Raw genomic sequence first — 17,416 nt, forward strand, 5'->3', positions numbered from 1 at the left:
GTCCGCTCAGCCCGGGCTGATCGTGCCGTCAAGGAGCCCCATGATCACCGCATTGTCACCGTAGGGCGCGTTCTTCATGCGTGGGTCCGAGTCCGCGAGGAACTTCTTGACCCGCCGCCCCTCCAGGACCGGATTGTTCCCGTACCGCTCGAAGATCGGGATGATCGGCAGCAGTTCGTTGAAGGCCAGCGCCGCCGTGGTGACGTTCTTCTTCTGCTCCGCCTCGTTCAGGCCCCGGCCGGACTCGTTGACCACCTTCTCCAGGTCGATCTCGCCGTCCTCGGTCTTCACCTTGAGCTCGAAGCCCATGCCCCGGCCGCCTGCGTTCCGGGCGATCGGGATGTTGTGGATGAAGAGGTCGGCCGCGAAGGAGAAGTGCGGGTGCGGATGCTGGGACGCGCCCCACTGGTGGATGCCGAGCTCGAAGTTGCCCTTGTCGACCTCGGGGTTGTACGACTCGAACTTCTGGCCCTTCGGGGTGAGTTGCATGCCGAACTCGTTCAGCTGGTCGGCGACGTTGTCGCCGCAGGCGGACCAGTCCGCGAAGTCCGACGGGTAGGAGATGACGAACTTCGCGTCATTTCCCTGCGGCGTCTTCCACTTGCCGCCGCTCTTCTTCCAGCCCGCCTCGATCAGCAGCTTCTCGGCCTTGTCGGGGTCGTGCTCGTACATCGTGAGCTTGCCCAGGTCGTCACCGGAGATCCAGTCCGGCACCTGGACGTCGGAGAACCCGGCCATGTACTTGACGCCCTTGCCCGAGTCGCCGAGCGCGACCGCACCCGCCTGGTCGCGCTTGATGAGGTACGCGAGCGCCTGCCGGGCCCGTTTGTCGCTGAACGCCTTCACCTTGTCGTGGTTGATGAAGAGCGCGGGCCCGCTGTAGTTCGGCGGCCGCATGATGCGGTAGCCGCCGTTGCTGAACGACTTCTCCTGGGCGGGCGTGAAGCCGTGGGTGGCGTAGTCGACGTCCTTGGACTCCACCAGCGGCGCCACGTCGGGGGTTTCGCCGTTGAAGAGGATGATCTTCTTGAACTTGACCTCGTCCGCCCGATAGCCGTGCTTGTTCTTCACCAGCGTCAGCTGGGACGAGGTGATCAGCTTCGGGTCGACCATGAACGGTCCTGAGGCGATGATCTCCTTGGGCCGGAAGGCGTTGAACTCCTTGTTGAGCGCCTTCGCCTCCTTGCTGTCCGCGCCCTTGCCCTGCTCGATCAGCGCGGCGGCCTTGTCCGCCAACTCACCGTAGGTACCCGTGTCGATGACCGAACTCTTGAGGATGTAGCGGTCGATGATGGCCGCGGGCGACTTCAGATGGGCGACGAACGTCTGCTTGTCCGGCGCCTCGATCTTCTCGATCGACGCCCAGGCGGGCGAGTTCTGGATCCACTGGACGTACATGGTGGTCATGTAGTCCGCGGAGGTCAGCGGCTTGCCGTTGGACCACTTGAGGCCGGTGCGGAGCTTGACGGTGAAGGTGGACAGGTCCTTGGAGAACTCGGCGCTCTCGGCCAGGTAGTAGACCCACTTGCGGGCCTCCCACTCCCAGTAGCCGCCCGGCGAGTGGACCAGGTCGCTGTACGGCCCGTCGAGCAGATACATGGCGACCGGCGCGAGGCCGATCGGTCCGCCACCGCGGTTGAAGTGGCCGGTCGGAGGCTTGTTGAACGGGTAGGCGCCGTGGAACTCGCCGGACTTCCCGCCCTCGTCGTCCGGTTCCGCCTTGGAACACGCCGCGAGTCCCGGTATGCCCACGGCGGCCGCCGTGCCGAGACCCATCACCTGGAAGAGCCGCCTGCGCGAGATGTTGGACGGTGCTATGTCGGCCATGTCGACCATGTCCCCCTCCTAGTCCTCAGTCGTTTCTCTTGCTCACGTGTCCTTGCTGACGGGGTCCGCCCGCCGACGGCCGAGCCGGATCAGCGCGACGCAGGCCGCCATGGCCACGGCGCCGCCGATGAGGCTGATCACGGTGATGGTGCGTTCCGGGCTGTGCGGCTTCGTCGCGGCCAGCATCAGCAGTGAGCCGACGACCAGGAAGGACGCCAGGGTCAGCGCCGCTCGGGCGAGAACCTCCACTAGACGCCGCCTCCCGCCTTCGGCGCCGCGTCCCGCTCACCGGTCTGTGCCGGTACGTCGACGGGCCCGGTCTGCGCCGGTACGTCGGCGACGCCCCCGGCGATCACATGGCAGGCCACGTCGGGCCGGCCCGGGGCGGTGGGCAGCAGGGCCGGCTCGGTGACCTCGCAGGTCCCGGGAACGTACAGCGGGCAGCGGGGGTGGAAGGTGCAGCCGCTCGGGAGTTCGGCGAGGTTCGGGATGTCGATGCCCCGCAGCCCGGGGTCGCGTCGCCCCTCAGGCCCGGGGTCGAGGTCCGGCACGGCACTCAACAGCGCCTTGGTGTACGGGTGTTGCGGGTTTCCGATCACTTCGTCCGTGGGCCCGTACTCGACCACCCGGCCGAGGTACATCACCGCGATCCGGCCGCCGGAGCCGAAGTGCCGGGCGATCGCCAGGTCGTGCGTGATGAAGACGAACCCGACGTCCAGCTCCGTACGCAGCCGGGTGAGCATGCGCAGCACGCCGACGCGGATCGACACGTCGAGCATGGAGGTGGCCTCGTCCGCGATGATCAGCCGGGGGTCGAGGGCCAGCGCACGGGCCACGGCCACCCGCTGGCGCTGACCGCCGGAGAGCTGGTGCGGGTACTTGCCCAGGAAGTTCTCGGCCGGTGTCATCTCGACCCGGGCGAGCAGCGCGGCCGCCTGTTCCCAGGCGTCCTTGCGGGACTTGGCGAGTCCGTGGCGGCGCAGCGGGGCGGCGAGCGTGGCGAAGACGGAGCGGATCGGGTTGAGGGAGGCGTACGGGTCCTGGTGGATGAACTGCACCGCCTTGCGGTACGCGGTCCACTCCCGGCGGCCGAGTCCCCAGATGTCCGCGCCTTCGAACTCGACGCTGCCGGCGACGGGCTTGGCAAGTCCCGCCGCGATCCTGGCCGTTGTGGTCTTGCCGCAGCCGGACTCGCCGACCAGGCAGAGCACTTCGCCGCGCCCCACGTGCAGCGACACATCGCGTACGGCGGGGAGTTCGCCGCGCTTGCTGTGGAAGGTCTGCGACACGCCCTTGAGGTCGAGCAGCACCGGGGAGTCCGACTTTCCACGTCCCGCGGAGTCCGTCATTCCACGACCTCCTCTTGGGCCGGTGCGGCCTCTTGGGCCTGTGCGGCCTCTTGGCGGGTACCGGCCGGCATCCGGACCTCTTCCCAGCGCAGACAGGCCGCGGTGTGCGAGGTCTCGTCCTCGGCGCGGGCGGTCACCGTGCGCAGGGCCGGGTCCGTGGTGCGGCACTCGTCGACCACGTACGAACAGCGCGGCGCGAACGAGCAGCCCGCCGGCAGCCGGGCGAGGTCGGGCGGGGCGCCGGGGATCGAGACGGCTTCGCGCGGTCCGGCGTGGACGGTCGGCACGGCCCCGATGAGGCCCGCCGTGTACGGGTGGCTGGGCTCGCGGAACAGGTCGGCCGTGGAGCCGGCCTCGATGATCCGGCCCGCGTACATGGTGGCCACCCGGTCGGCCAGCTCGGCGGCGAGGGCCAGGTCGTGCGAGATGAAGACCATGGCGAAGCCGCGCTGGGCGCGCAGCTCCTGCAGCATGTCGACGATGGCCCGCTGGGTGAGCAGGTCGAGCGCGGTGGTCGGTTCGTCGAGGATCAGGACGCTCGGTTCGAGGACCAACGCCAGGGCGATCAGGGCGCGTTGGCGCATGCCGCCGGACAACTCGTGCGGGTACGAGTCGAGCACCTGGCCGGGTTCGAGGCGTACCGCGCGCAGGCTCTCCCCCGCGCGCTCGCGGATCACCTCCCGGCCGAGCCGCCCCTCCGGGCTGTGGGCGCGCATCGTGTCGGCGAACTGCTCGCCGATCCTGAGGACCGGGTTGAAGGCGTTCATGGCGCCCTGGAAGACCATGGCGACCTCGGTCCAACGCCAGCGCCGCAACCGGGAGTTGTCGAGTTTCAGGACGTCATACGCTCCGGGCGCGGACTCCGACACGGCGTCCGGGTCGCCGCCGGGCGGGCGGTAGAGGACCTGCCCGCCGGTGATGCGCCCGGTGCGCGGGAGCAGCCTCAGCAGGCCGAGCCCGAGCGTGGACTTGCCGCTGCCCGACTCGCCCACGAGGGCGAGGGTCTGGTTCGGGTGGAGGTCGAAGTCCACCCCGCGTACGGCCTCCACGAGCCGGCCGCCGCTGCGATATCCGATGCGCAAGTCGCGTACGGACAACAGCGCCTGACGAGTCGTCGGCTCTGCGGCCGGCTGCTGGGGCATCATCGGCTCACCCTCTCGACAGGCGCGGGTTGAAGGTCTCTTCCAGGGCGCGGGTCAGCATCACGAGACCGAGCTGGAAGAGCGCGATGGCGCACACCGGGGCGAGGATGAACGACCGGCCTTCGGGGAGGTAGATCGCTCCGTACGTCCAGGCCTGGTGGATCATGATTCCCCAGTTGGCTCCGGCCAGTGGGGCGAGGCCGAGGACGTACAGACCCACCAGCGCGTACATCGCATTGGTGACCGCGATGATGAAGTTGATCAGGATGTAGCCGGCCATGTTCGGCACGATCTCGACGAAGATGATCCGCAGGCTGCCGAGGTCCTGCAGCCGGGCGGCCTCGACGAACTCGCGCTCCTTGAGGGAGAGCACCTGGGCCCGGATCGACCGCATCAGCAGCGGCCAGGTGATCAGGCCGAGGATGAGCGCCAGCATGGTCGGCGAGGTCAGCCCGAAGAACGCGCCCACCACGGCTAGCAGCACCACGGCCGGGACCGTCATGACCACGTCGGTCAGCTGCAGCAGCGCGGAGTCCAGCCAGCCGCGGAAGTACGCCGCCAGGGAGCCGAGCACCACCGCGATGGCCAGGGTGATGAACGCCGCGAGGAACCCGACGTAGAGGATGGTGCGTCCGCCGAGGACCACCTGCTTGAGCACGTCGCGGCCCGCGTGGTCGGTGCCGAGCCAGTGGTCCCCGCTGAGGCCCGCCCAGCGGTTGTCGGCGTCGACGGGGTTGCGCTCGTCGATGAACAGGGGCGCGAGCACGCTCATGCCGATGATCAGTACGACCACGACCAGACCGGCGAGTCCCGACTTGCTGCGGGTGATGGCGCGTAGCCAACCCGCCGTGCGGCCGGCGGCGGGAGCGAGCGCCGGCTCGGCGACGCTGGGTGCGATGGCGGTCATCCCTCGGCCCCCTTCCCCGACTCACGGATGCGTGGATCGAGCAGCGAACTCACTATCTCTGCAAGGAGGTTGGCGAAGACGATCACGATGGTCATCAGCAGCAGGATCCCCTGCACGGTCGCGTAGTCCCGGTCGTTGATCGCCTTGTAGAGCTCGGCGCTGATGCCGTCGTACTTGAGGATCAGCTCGACGAATATGGCGCTGCCGAAGATGAAGCTGCCCTGCGTCGCGATCTGCGCCACGACCGGCAGCACGGCGTTGCGGCCGACGTACTGCGTGCCGATCCTTCGGCCGGTGAGGCCGCGGGCCCGGGCCACGGTGACGTAGTCCTCCTCCAGGGTGGTGATCGTGGAGGCCTTCATCACCAGCGCCCAGGTCCCGAAGGTGGTCAGGACGTAGACGGTGACGGGTACGGCCGCGTGGTAGAAGGCGTCCGATATGAAGGTGAGGTTGAGCGCCGGATCCACCCCCGCCGTGTGGGTGCCGCGGGTCTCGGAGACGTTGAAGAGCCCCAGCTGTACGCCGCCGAAGACGACCACGATGATGGCGAAGAGGTAGTTGGGGATGGCGTGCAGGACCGAGCCGACCGTGGAGATCGCGTGGTCGAGGAAGCCGCCGCGCCGGTACGCCATCACGATGCCGAGCAGCAGTCCCATGCCGATCGCGATGAGCAGGGCGTAGCCCACGGTGAAGATGGTCCAGGGCAGGCTCGCGGAGATGCGTTCAAGGACCGTGGTGCCCGGGTCGAGCGAGTTGCCCAGGTCGCCGTGGAGCAGCGCCCACAGATAGTCGAAGTACTGCTGGAGCAACGGGGTTTGGGGGTCGAAGGTGAACAGACCCGCTGCCGAGGCGGCGGCCGACTCATAGGTGGAGCCGCTCTTCATCATCCAGGCGATGTACGTGTCGACGGGATTCCCGGGCAGCAGCCGCAGCATGAAGAACATCGCGGTCGTCACGACCCAGATGACGAACAGGCTGCGCAGGACGCGCCGTACGACGTAGTTGCGCCAGATGCGCCGGGGCAGGGCGACGGCACGTGGTCGCGTGCGCTCAGCCCCTCCGGCCGGCTGCACCTCCGGTCGGGTTGTGCTCATCCACCCACCCTCCGCGCTGAGAACGGAGCCCTCTGGATGAGGGCTCTTGGGGTGATCAGCTCGTGCGCTGTGTAGAGAGTGTGTCGGGAAAACTCGGAGGGTCAAGGGGTCGGACAGAGCTTTGGTCTAAACAACTCCGGCTCGTTATAAGGCCGGAGCGGTTCGCCGCCGCTGCCGGCACAGCACCCTCAGGAGGGCACTGTGCCGCCTGTCGGTAGGGCCCTGCGTCGACTGTCAGTAGGGCACGGTGTCACACCAGGTCTCCGCCCAGTCCGAGGCGCCGTACTTGTTGGCCGCGCGTACGGTGACGCAGATTTCGTCGCCGGAGAACGGGCCCTTGATGACGTAACTGGTGTTTCCCGTGGGGTAGATGGTGTCCACGTTCTTCTTCGTGAACTGGCTGCCCTTGTTCGTGTAGTGGATGTCGTACCTGGTCGCCCGGGAGATCGCCGACCAGCTCACCTTGATCGGCATGTCGCAGGCGCCGACGCAGGAGTTGGTGTACTCGAGCTTGTAGGCCGTCAGGTCGGGCGGCGGCGAGCCCGCACCCGAGCCGCCGGAGTCGGAGGAACCTCCGCCGCCCGAGCCGCCGGAACCGGACGAACCCGTGGGGTCGGACCCGCCGCCGTCGTCGGCGGAGTCGCTGTCGCCCTCGCTGGAACCGGCGTCGCTCTTCTGGTCGTCCGGCTCGTCCGGACCGCCCTCCTCGCCCTTCACCTTCTCGCCGTCCTTGCCCTTGCCCTTGCCGTCCCCCTTCTTGGAAGGTGAACTGCCGGGCGCACTCGGCGAGTTACTGATGCCAGGACTGACGCCCGCGCTGCTGCTCGGCGGCTGGGCGCGATTCTTGTCGCCGCCGTCGGCCTCGAAGGGCTGGAGCAGGGCGACCGTGCCGCCGCCGACGGTGACGACGGCGACGATGGGCAGCGCGATGACGGTGCGGCGCCGGCGGGGCCGACGTTCCTGCTCCGTGGTCGTGGCGCCGTTGCCCACCGCGGCGGCCGCGGGGGGTCCGCCCTCCGACCGCAGGCCGACGGTCGCCAGGTCCGCCGGCTCCTGCCGCGACGGCTCCTCCCGCAGCGGCGCCGCCTCGGCGTCGAGCAGCCGGGCGGACTGCTGCGCGAGGCGTGCGACGACGGCGGCCGGCAGCCAGGCGCCGCGCGCGGAGCGGGGACGTGGCCGCTCGGGGTCTTCGAGGAGTTCGTCGACGCCCGGCCGGCCCTCGATGTCCTTCGTCAGACACCGGGCGATGAGCGACCGCAGCCGCGCGTCCTGCACACCCTCCAGCTCGGGCTCGCCCTCGACGATCTGGAACATCACCGCGTGCTGGTTGCTCGCCCCCTGCCCGAACGGCAGTTGACCGGTCGCGGCGTACGTCAGGACGCAGCCGAGGGTGAACACGTCGCTCTTCACGCCCGCGCTCTGCCCGCGCACCTGCTCCGGCGACATGAAGCCGGGTGAGCCGACGGCCATCCCCGTACTGGTCAACAAGGTCTCGACGGACGTCTCGAGCGCCCGCGCGATCCCGAAGTCGATGACCTTGGTGCCCTCCACGGTGAGCATCACGTTGGACGGCTTCAGGTCGCGGTGCACGATCCCGGCGCCGTGAATGTCCTTGAGCGCCTTCAGCAACCCGTCGGCGAGGGCGTGCAGGGACTCGGCGGGCAACGGCCCGTGCCGCCGCACGATTTGCTCGAGGGAGAGGCCGGGAACGTAGCCCGTGGCGACCCACGGCGGCTCGTCGCCCGGGCCCGCGTCGAGCACGGGCGCGGTGTAGCTCTCTCCGACCTTGCGCGCCGCCTCGATCTCCCGGCGGAAGCGCGCCCGGAACTGCGTGTTGGACACGTGCTCCTCGTGCACGATCTTCACGGCCACGGTCCGCCCGCTGCCCGACCTCGCGAGGAACACCCGCCCCATGCCACCGGCACCGAGCCGCCCGAGCAGCAGGTAGGGCCCGATGCGCGTGGGGTCACTCGCCGCGAGCGGCTTGATGCCTCCGTCGACGTAATCGTCCCGCTGGTCCCCGTTCGTACTGCTCATGACGTTGTGACTCCCCCGGCCATGCTCACCTGCTCACTGCTGTAACTCGGATGAGAATAGACGCTGTTGATGCGCGTGGTGACGCCGAGGTTGACGCGTGGCGGGCGCGGGCAGCGCGGGCCGACGCCCTCGGCCGGGTGACTGGCATCCACGGGCTGCCGCCGACGCGATGGCCTGGGGCACCCGCGGGACAGCGCGGAAGCCGGCAACGTCGAGGAGTACCTGCGCGCCGCCCGCCGCCCTCGTCCTTTGCAGTGGATTTCCGCCCCTCGCACGGTCCGGTCACGCGGCGGTGCGCACGGCCCGTGTGAGCCTGGCGCCGCCGATTGTCCGACTGCCCGAGGAGCCGATCTTCCGCATGTTCCGCGCACCTCTCACCAGACGCCGCCTGGCCTCGTCCCTGTGCTGCGCCCTCGCCGTCGCCTGGGCCCCCCTCGCGTCCGCGCCCGCCGCGAGCGCCGCCCCTTCCGGCAACGGGCCGGCGGGCGTCGCCGCGGCCAAGCCGCTGCCGGGCGGGCTCGGCCCCTGCGTACCGGGCAACTGCCCGCCCGACGGGGTGTATCCGCCGATCAACAACAACGCGATCCGGTACCGCGACAACGGCATCAACGTGTACGTAGGTGCGGACTTCCTCGTCCGCGGGAGTGCGGCGGAGGCGGAGGGCCGGGTCGTGGTGCTCGGCGACTTCGACCAGAACAAGACGGCGGGCGTCAGCGGCATCTACAACGTGGGCGAGGCGGGCGTCGGCTCCAGGGTCGCCCCGCCCGTGGGCGCAGACTGGCTCACCACCGGCGGGAAGGTCACCGTGGCGAGCGGCCAGCGGCTCCTCGCCGACGAAGGCGTCGTACGGTACGCCGACACCGCGACCGGCACGATCGACGCCCAGCAGAAGGTCAAGGACGCCGACGCGGCCACGCCGTACAAGGCCCTGCGCGACCAGCTCACCGAGGCCAGCAAGTGCTACGCCTACCCGCCGCCTGCCGGAACGCCCCGCACCCCGACGGGAACGGCCGTGCACACGGGCGGCGAGACCCTGTTCACCGGTGACGGCACCTCCGCGATCCAGGTGTTCAACGTCGACTTCGACATGCAGAGCGGGGGCGGCGGACAGGAGGGCATCCGCTTCGCGAACATCCCGGCCGACGCCACCGTCCTGATCAACATGCTCGGGACGAAGCGCGTCATCAACACCTACGCCGGCTCGATCGACGACAGCAGCCAGCTCAACCAGATGCGCAGCAGACTGCTGTGGAACTTCCCCGACGCGACCTCCGTCGAGATCAAGGGCAGCGGCCAGTTCCAGGGCAGCGTGCTCATCGGCAACCAGTCCTCCATGACCACGGTCAGCGTGCCCGGCATGAACGGGCGCTTCTTCACCACCGGTTCGCTCACCCACACCAGTTCGGCGACGGGCGGCGGCGGCCAGGAGTTCCACAACTATCCCTTCAACGGGGACCTGCCGGACTGCGCCACGGCGCCCGTCAAGGGAGAGGTGAAGGTCCGCAAGACGGACCTGGCAACCGGAAACCCCCTCGACGGGGCCGAGTTCGAGCTGTGGAAGGAGACGAACGGGACCACCGGCCTCCAGACGGGCGGCGCCACCCCGGACACGAAGACCGGCGCCACCTGCACCACCCCGGCGGCGGGCGAGTGCGTACAGACGGTCGAGACCGGCACGTACTACTGGCGCGAGACGAAGGCCCCGGACGGGTACGAGCTGCCCGACCCGAACGTCTTCGGGCCGTTGACCCTCACCGCGGCCAATTCCTCGCAGGGCGTATCGGTCACCGCCCCCAACAGACGCGAGGCAGACGTCACCAGGCTGAGCGACGTGAAGGTCCTCAAGACGGACAGCCGGACGGGCAGGCCGCTGGCCGGAGCCGTCTTCCAGCTGTGGCGCGAGAGCAACGCGGCGCCCGGACTCCAGCAGACCGGAAACGCCCCGGACACCGAGATCGGCACCCCGTGCACGACGAGCGACACCGGAGTGTGCGCGCGGAACGTCTCGCTCGGCACGTACTACTGGGTCGAGACACGGCCCCCGTCCGGGTACGACCTGCCCGCCGACCCGGTGTTCGGTCCGCTGACCCTCACCACCGCCAACACCTCCCAGGGTGTCTCGGTGACCGCCAAGAACACCAAGCGGGACGCCCCCGTCGAGCCCAAGGGCTCGCTCTCCGTACGCAAGCTGGACAAGCGGACCGGCAGGCCGCTGGCCGGGGCGGTGTTCCAGCTGTGGCGCGAGACCAACGGCACGGCGGGCCTGCGGACGGGCGGGCCGCGTCCTGACACGGCCGTCGGGTCGGGGTGCGCCACCGACGGCCGGGGGCGCTGCGTCTTCGGCAAGCTGAAGCTCGGTACGTACTACCTGAAGGAGACCGCCGTCCCGGACGGCTACGTCCTCCCGAGGAACCCGGTGAGCGGCCCGCACCGGGTGACGGCCGCCAACGCGACGAAGGGCGTCACTGTCCGGCTGGTGAACCAGCGCGGCGCCGGACACAAGGGCAAGGGCTGACCTGCCTCAGCCACCGCCTGCCGTTCCCGGCTTGGTCCCCCAGATGTAGAGCCGGTCGCCGGTGCCGAGCAGCGCGTACAGCCGCCCGGCATCCGGCACGGTCATGTTCACGCACCCGCCCGACCCCGAAAGGAACAGGTCGCGGCGGGTGCCGTGCAGCGCCTGGCCCCCGTTGAAGAACTGGGCGTACGGCATCGGAACGTCGTACAGCGTCGAGTGGTGGTCCCGGTTCTTCCAGTAGATCCGCTGCCAGCCGCGCCGCGTCTCCAGGCCGTCCCGCCCGCTGCGCACCGGCACCGGACCGAACACCAGGCGCCGCCCCACCTGCGTCCACAGGATCTGCCGGGTCAGGTCCACGCACGTCACCCGGTACGGCCGCGCGGGACAGGCCCGGCGGGCGGCGGGATCGCGGCGCGCGAGGTCGACGAGCAGCATGCGGTACGTCCGCAGCGACGCGGAACCGTCGGCCGGGCGCACCCCGAGGCGCCGCTGCAGCCGCCGGATCGCGACGCAGTCGGCGGCCGACTGGCGACCGTCGACGGGAAGCCGCAACTCCCGCTCCAGCTCACGCTGGTAGGGCGCGGTGCCCGTCGTGCAGCGGGGGCCCGCGGCCGGGGCGGGGGCGGCAGCCGGGGCCGGGACGGCGCCGAGCGGCAGAAGCACGAATACGGCGACGGCGGGGGCAGTCATCCAGCGCATCCCCCCAGGCTCACCACCCGGCGGTCCCCACCGCGCCGACCCGCCCGACACGCCCCCGATCGGGCCCCGCCCCACCACAGGGGCGGCCGGGAGTTGCCCTCTTCCTCACGCAAGGTTTACAGTGGCGCCCGATCGATCTCGATCACAGGGTTGTTACTCCTCCATTTGCTGGGGAGGCAAGGCCTGGGAAGCGCCGTTGGCGCTACCCGGGCCTTTTTTGTTGCCCGGACCCGAGTGGGAGAGATCGCGGACCGATGCAAGACGGCACGGGCCAGGACGGCACGAGCCACGGGATGCAAGGACGCATCATGAACACACCCGCACCGGGGACCGGCGCACTGGCGGAGAAGATTCTCCGCGGCGTCGGCGGACCCGAGAACGTCGAGAGCCTCACGCACTGCGCGACGCGGCTGCGCTTCCAGCTGCACGACGGGGACAAGGTCGACAAGGCCGCGCTCGACGCCCTCGGCGACGTCATGGGCACCGTCGCGCAGTCCGGCGACCGCTTCCAGATCGTGATCGGCGGCGCCGTCTCGCGCGTCTACTCCGAGATCATGAACCTGCCGTCGATGAGTGGCGGCGGCACGGCGAAGCCGAAGTCCGACGCCGACGTCAAGGCCGAGATGCGCGCCAAGAGCCGCGGCCGCTACGCCGTGGTCGACAACTTCTTCGAGTACCTCTCGGACTCGTTCCGCCCGCTCATGGGCGTGCTCCTCGGCTCCTCGCTGATCATCGCGATCGCCTCGGTCCTCGACGCCCTCGGCTTCGTCGACTTCCGTGCCGCGGACAAGTCCGCGACCTGGGTGTTCGTCGACGCCATGTGGCGCTCGGTGCTGTACTTCCTGCCGATCTTCGTCGCGTACAACGCGGCCAAGAAGCTGAAGATCGACCCGTGGGTGGGCGCCGCCGTGATGGCCGCGGTGATGACCCCGAACTTCACGGGCATGCTCAACAAGGACTCCGGGATCCCCGGCATCACCTGCACCACCAACGGGACGCTCGGCACCCAGGAGTGCGTGGCGCACGTCTTCGGGCTGCCGATGCAGCTGAACGACTACGGCGGCCAGGTGTTCGTGCCGCTCCTGATGGTCGCCCTGCTCGCCCTGGTCTACAAGGGCCTGCAGCGGATCTTCCCCGAGGCCGTGCACATGGTCTTCGTGCCGTTCTTCAGCATGCTGATCATGATCCCGATCACCGCGTTCCTCATCGGCCCCATGGGCATCTGGGCCGGCAACGGCCTCGGCGAGGGCCTGTCCTGGCTGAACGGCAACGCCCCGATCGTCTTCGCGATCATGATCCCGCTGATCTACCCGTTCCTGGTGCCGCTCGGCCTGCACTGGCCGCTGAACGCGCTGATGCTGGTGAACATCAACACCCTGGGCTACGACTTCATCCAGGGCCCCATGGGCGCCTGGAACTTCGCCTGCTTCGGCGCGACCGCCGGTGTGCTGCTCCTCTCGGTGCGCCACCGCGAGAAGGAAATGCGCCAGACCGCGACCGGCGCCCTGGCCGCGGGCCTGTTCGGCGGCATCTCCGAGCCTTCGCTGTACGGCATCCACCTGCGCTTCAAGCGGATCTACCCGCGCATGCTCGTGGGCTGCCTCGTGGGCGGCGTGCTCGTCGGCGTCCTGGGCGGCGTGGACACCAAGGCCTTCGCCTTCACCTCGCTGCTGACCATCCCGGTCTTCTCCCCGACGGGCACCTACGTCATCGCGATCACGGCGGCCTTCTTCACCTCGATGGCGCTCGTGTACTTCTCCGACTTCCGCACTCCGGAGGACCGCGCGGCGGCCAACGCCGAGCGCGACGCGGCCGAGGCCGCGGAGCGCGGCGAGGACGCACCGGCCGACGAGCGCGAGCTCGTCTCGGTCGGCGCCACCGCCGGTTCGGCCGGTTCGGCCACTGGCTCCGTGTCCACGGTCAAGGCAACCGCCTCCGGCGCGGGTGCGGGCGTCGAGCTCGCGGCTCCGGTCGCGGGCCGCGTGGTCGGCCTCGACGAGGTCGGGGACCCGGTCTTCGCCTCCCGCGCGCTCGGTGAGGGCGTGGGCATCGAGCCGGCCGACGGCCACGTCGTCGCCCCGGTCGCCGGCGAGCTGGTCACCGTCGTCGACACCGGACACGCCTTCGGCATCCGTACCGCGGACGACATCGAGGTGCTCGTCCACGTCGGCATCGACACGGTGCAGATGGCGGGCAACGGCTTCGACGTTCGCGTCAAGACCGGCCAGAAGGTCTCCGTCGGCGACCTCCTCGTCGAGGTCGACCTCGACGCCGTGCGCGCCGCGGAGCACCCGACCGTCACCCTCATGACCGTCACCAACACCGCGGACCTCGCCTCGGTCGAGCCGCACATCGGGCAGGACGTCGCCCTCGGCGCCCCCGTGGTGACCGTACGACGGTGACGAACCGGCACCGATGCGGCGTGCGCGTCCCCCTTCGGGGCGCGCACGCCGCGCGTCGGTCGGGGTGAGGATGGGGCACGGGGGACAAATGATGCGAGATCATCGATGAGGGGATCGGCCGATGGACGGGAAGGAGAGCCGGTGATGGAGGCGCTGCGTGTCCTCAACAACAACGTGGTCCTCGCGCGCGACGAGAAGGGCCGGGAGGTCATTCTCACCGGGCGCGGCATCGGCTTCACCTCCCGTCAGGGCAAGCCCATCGACCCCGACCTGATCGTGCGCGTCTTCGTCCCGACCGACGGCCGTGACCCCGACCATCTGGCCGAGGCCCTCTCCCTCATCGGCGAGGAGGTCCTGCGGGCCGTCGTCATCGCCCTCGACGAGGTCGGCATCGAGGGGCGCGAGTCCACCCGCCCCACCCTCGCCATCGGCGTCGCCGACCACGTCGCCGGCGCGCTGGAGCGGGCCGCGCGGGGCGTCGTCATCGAGTACCCGCTGCGCGCCGAGGCGCAGGCCCTGTACGCCGCCGAGTACGCCCAGGCGCAGCGCCTGCTCGAGGCCATCAACAAGCGCGTGGACCCGCAGCTCGACCCCTCCGAGGCGACCGCGCTCGCCCTGCACCTGGTCAACGCGGGCTTCGCCTCGGGCGACCTGTCCTTCACGTACACGATGACCGGGGTCATCCAGCAGATGCTCGCCATCGTGGGAGAGCAGTACGGCCTCGACATCGCCCAGGAGTCCCTGAGCGCGGCCCGGTTCATCACCCACGTCCGCTATCTCTTCGTACGGATCCAGCAGCACGGCCAGCTGAAGGGCCACGAGGCCACGATCGGCAAGGGCATCCGCCAGCACTACCCGGAGGCGACCCGCACCGCGCAGAAACTGGCGACGATCGTCGAGCTGCGCCTCGGACAGCAGCTGAGCGAGGACGAGGTCTCCTACCTGGCGCTGCACGTGGCCCGCATGACCATGGAGGGCGACGGCACCACCGCGTGACGCGGCGGCCGCCCCGCCCTGGAACTCGTCGAACGCTTCACCCGCGACCCGCACCACGAGGTCCGCTTCCGCGCCGCCGACGACCCCCGCCTGAGCCGCCCGGCCGCGGTCCGCCTCCTCGACGACCCCGACTCCTCGGTCCGCTGAGCCACCGCCCAAAGCCCCCGCCTTCCCGCCCGGGGTCATCCGGAGGATGGCCGAGCGGGATCAGGATGCGCCGGAGTCAGGGCCCCGGGACCCCGGGGACGGTCCACGGCGCCAGTAGGCCGCAGCCGCATCGCGTCACTCCCAGGCGATGGCCCAGCCGCTTTCCGCCACGTACTGCCGAAGGGACGGAAGGTCTTCCACCCACTCGTCACCACCTTCGACCGAGAAGTGACGGTCCGCGGCGACGTGAACCAGGTAACTCGGCGGGTCCTCCGGTCGCAGCGCCTCGATCCGGACGTAAGCACCAGCCCGGTCGCCGGACACGATCCGGCCGGTCACACCGATTCGGATCACCGGCTCAGGCCTCGTCAGGCACCAGCTTCAGCGAGATCGAGTTGATGCAATACCGCTGATCCGTCGGCGTCGCATACCCCTCGCCCTCGAAGACGTGCCCCAGATGCGACCCGCACCGCGAGCACCGCACCTCCGTCCGCACCATCCCGTGCGACCGGTCCTCGATCAGCTCCACGCTGTCCGTGGACTTCGGGTCGAAGAAGCTCGGCCAGCCGCAGTGCGACTCGAACTTCTCGGCCGACGTGAAGAGTTCGGCCCCGCACGCCCGGCAGGAGTAGACGCCCTTGGTCTTCGTGTCCGTGTACTCGCCGACGAAGGCGGGCTCCGTGCCGGCCTGGCGCAGGACCGCGTACTCGGCGGAGCTCAGCTCCTCGCGCCACTGCTCGTCCGGCTTCTCGATGTCGTACGCCATGGGGTGCTCCCTCAGTCGGAAAGGCCGTCGAGGCCGAGGCGGTCCAGGATCTTCGGGCCGAGGTCCGTGACATCGCCCGCGCCCATGGTGAGAACCAGGTCACCGGGCTTGGTCATTCCCGCGACGACGTCGGGGATCGCGTCCTTGGCGGACTCGGCGGTGACGTCCGCGCCGGCCTTGCGGGCCGCGTCGATGATGAGGGCGCTGGTGATGCCGGGGATCGGGTCCTCGCGGGCCGGATAGATGTCGAGGACCACCGAGGCATCGGCCAGGGCGAGGGCCTGGCCCATCTCGACGCCCAACTCCTGGGTGCGGGAGAAGAGATGGGGCTGGAAGACGACCAGGATGCGGGAGTCGCCGACGGCCGAGCGCATGGCTTCGAGGTCGGCGGTCATCTCGGTCGGGTGGTGAGCGTAGGAGTCGATGACCTGGACGCCCGCCGCCTCGCCCTTGAGCTGCAGGCGGCGCTTGACGCCGGTGTAGGACTTCAGGGCCGCGGCCAGGTTGTGCGCGGGGATGCCCATCGCGACGCCCGCGGCGAGCGCGGCGACCGCGTTGTGCGCGTAGTGGCGGCCGGGGACCGAGACCGTGAAGGTGAGCAGCTTGCCGTCGATGAGGACGGTGACCTCGCTGGTCAGCCCGCGCGGGGTGATCTTGTGGATGCGTACGTCGGAGGATGCGGATTCGCCGTACGTCACCACCTTCAGCGAGGACGACTCCCGTACCCGGCGGGTGAGTTCGACCGCGCCCGCCTGGTCGGCGGCGATGACGAGGGTGCCGCCGGGGGTGATGCGGCCCGCGAAGGTCTCGAAGGACTCGTAGATCTCGTCCATCGAGGCGTAGTTGGCGTGGTGGTCGAGCTCGACGTTGAGGACGATCGCGACTTCGGGGGCGTACTTGTGGAAGCTGCGGTCCGATTCGTCGGCCTCGGCGACGAAGATCTCGCCCTTGCCGTGCAGGGCGTTGGAGCCGGGGGCGTCGAGGTCGCCGCCGATGGCGTAGGAGGGGTCCAGGTCGAGGGTCGAGAGGGCCACCGCGAGCATCGACGTCGTGGTCGTCTTGCCGTGCGTGCCCGCGACCGCGATCGGGCGCAGGCCGTCCATCAGGGAGGCGAGCGCGTCGGAGCGGTGCACGACCGGGACGCCGCGCTCGTGGGCGGCGGCCAGCTCGGGGTTGTCCTCGCGGATCGCGGAGGAGACGACGACGCAGCTCGCGTCGTCGGCCAGGTTGGCCCCGTCGTGGCCGAGGTGGACCGTGACGCCGAGGGCGCGCAGCGCGTCCCCGGTGGCCGAGGCGCGGGAGTCGCTGCCCGCGACCTGGGCGCCGCGCTGGGCCAGGATCTTCGCGATCCCCGACATTCCGGCGCCGCCGATGCCGATGAAGTGCGGTCGGTCCATGGCGGGGGGCAGGCCGGGGGTCATGTACGTCTCCTGGGCGGCGGGTACGGCTGTACGCGGACGGGTCGGCCCCCGCGGACGGGGGCGGACCCAGCCTATTCGCTGTGCGGGCCGCGCCTGAGCACCGGTCGTGGCAGC

At 70.0% G+C, this 17,416-nt stretch carries 14 protein-coding genes; 3 read left to right on the plus strand and 11 right to left on the minus strand.

All coding sequences use genetic code 11. The features are described from left to right. Window positions 1–6: 6 nt before the first annotated feature. From OG430_RS12780 to OG430_RS12810, 7 genes are all read right to left on the minus strand, one after another. Window positions 7–1,836: an ABC transporter substrate-binding protein gene (locus tag OG430_RS12780; protein ID WP_327352594.1), complete on the minus strand. Its 1,830-nt coding sequence runs from the start codon at window positions 1,834–1,836 to the stop codon at window positions 7–9. Window positions 1,837–1,869: 33 nt separating this feature from the next. Beyond that, complete coding sequence (locus tag OG430_RS12785; protein ID WP_327352595.1) at window positions 1,870–2,076, minus strand: hypothetical protein; 207 nt, start codon at window positions 2,074–2,076, stop codon at window positions 1,870–1,872. Then, on the minus strand, window positions 2,076–3,176 hold the full coding sequence (locus OG430_RS12790; RefSeq protein ID WP_327352596.1) for an ABC transporter ATP-binding protein: 1,101 nt from the start codon (window positions 3,174–3,176) through the stop codon (window positions 2,076–2,078). The genes OG430_RS12785 and OG430_RS12790 overlap by 1 nt, the downstream gene beginning before the upstream one ends. Next, window positions 3,173–4,321, minus strand: coding sequence for an ABC transporter ATP-binding protein (locus OG430_RS12795; protein WP_327352597.1), 1,149 nt, complete (start codon window positions 4,319–4,321; stop codon window positions 3,173–3,175). The genes OG430_RS12790 and OG430_RS12795 overlap by 4 nt, the downstream gene beginning before the upstream one ends. A gap of 4 nt (window positions 4,322–4,325) precedes the next feature. Beyond that, window positions 4,326–5,225: an ABC transporter permease gene (locus OG430_RS12800; protein ID WP_327352598.1), complete on the minus strand. Its 900-nt coding sequence runs from the start codon at window positions 5,223–5,225 to the stop codon at window positions 4,326–4,328. Beyond that, on the minus strand, window positions 5,222–6,319 hold the full coding sequence (locus tag OG430_RS12805; protein ID WP_327352599.1) for an ABC transporter permease: 1,098 nt from the start codon (window positions 6,317–6,319) through the stop codon (window positions 5,222–5,224). Before OG430_RS12805 ends, OG430_RS12800 begins: the two co-directional genes overlap by 4 nt. 234 nt (window positions 6,320–6,553) lie before the next feature. Then, complete coding sequence (locus OG430_RS12810; protein WP_327352600.1) at window positions 6,554–8,356, minus strand: protein kinase domain-containing protein; 1,803 nt, start codon at window positions 8,354–8,356, stop codon at window positions 6,554–6,556. A gap of 358 nt (window positions 8,357–8,714) precedes the next feature. On the opposite strand from OG430_RS12810, the gene OG430_RS12815 reads away from it, so the two are divergent. Continuing rightward, window positions 8,715–10,871 carry a choice-of-anchor A family protein gene (locus OG430_RS12815; RefSeq protein ID WP_327352601.1) on the plus strand — a complete coding sequence of 719 codons (2,157 nt, stop codon included), beginning with the start codon at window positions 8,715–8,717 and terminating at the stop codon, window positions 10,869–10,871. A gap of 6 nt (window positions 10,872–10,877) precedes the next feature. Here OG430_RS12815 and OG430_RS12820 read toward each other — a convergent pair whose 3' ends face one another. Then, window positions 10,878–11,570: a L,D-transpeptidase gene (locus OG430_RS12820; protein WP_442816484.1), complete on the minus strand. Its 693-nt coding sequence runs from the start codon at window positions 11,568–11,570 to the stop codon at window positions 10,878–10,880. Between the two features lie 308 nt (window positions 11,571–11,878). Between OG430_RS12820 and OG430_RS12825 the strand changes: the two genes are divergently transcribed. Then, window positions 11,879–13,972, plus strand: coding sequence for a glucose PTS transporter subunit IIA (locus tag OG430_RS12825; RefSeq protein WP_327352603.1), 2,094 nt, complete (start codon window positions 11,879–11,881; stop codon window positions 13,970–13,972). Between the two features lie 144 nt (window positions 13,973–14,116). Beyond that, the gene (locus OG430_RS12830; protein ID WP_327352604.1) at window positions 14,117–14,968 is read left to right on the plus strand and encodes a PRD domain-containing protein; all 852 of its coding nucleotides are present in this window, start codon (window positions 14,117–14,119) and stop codon (window positions 14,966–14,968) included. A 282-nt stretch (window positions 14,969–15,250) separates the two neighbouring features. Here OG430_RS12830 and OG430_RS12835 read toward each other — a convergent pair whose 3' ends face one another. Genes OG430_RS12835 through murC form a run of 3 tightly spaced genes read right to left on the minus strand, consistent with a single transcriptional unit; the run spans window position 15,251 to window position 17,302 of the window. Further along, window positions 15,251–15,469, minus strand: a complete 219-nt coding sequence (locus OG430_RS12835) for a hypothetical protein (RefSeq protein WP_327352605.1) — start codon at window positions 15,467–15,469, stop codon at window positions 15,251–15,253. A 4-nt stretch (window positions 15,470–15,473) separates the two neighbouring features. Continuing rightward, complete coding sequence (gene msrB / locus OG430_RS12840; protein ID WP_327352606.1) at window positions 15,474–15,881, minus strand: peptide-methionine (R)-S-oxide reductase MsrB; 408 nt, start codon at window positions 15,879–15,881, stop codon at window positions 15,474–15,476. 11 nt (window positions 15,882–15,892) lie between these two features. Further along, window positions 15,893–17,302: a UDP-N-acetylmuramate--L-alanine ligase gene (murC, locus tag OG430_RS12845; RefSeq protein ID WP_327352607.1), complete on the minus strand. Its 1,410-nt coding sequence runs from the start codon at window positions 17,300–17,302 to the stop codon at window positions 15,893–15,895. Window positions 17,303–17,416: the final 114 nt, after the last annotated feature.

It is taken from the genome of Streptomyces sp. NBC_01304, from assembly GCF_035975855.1.
GTDB lineage: Bacteria > Actinomycetota > Actinomycetes > Streptomycetales > Streptomycetaceae > Streptomyces.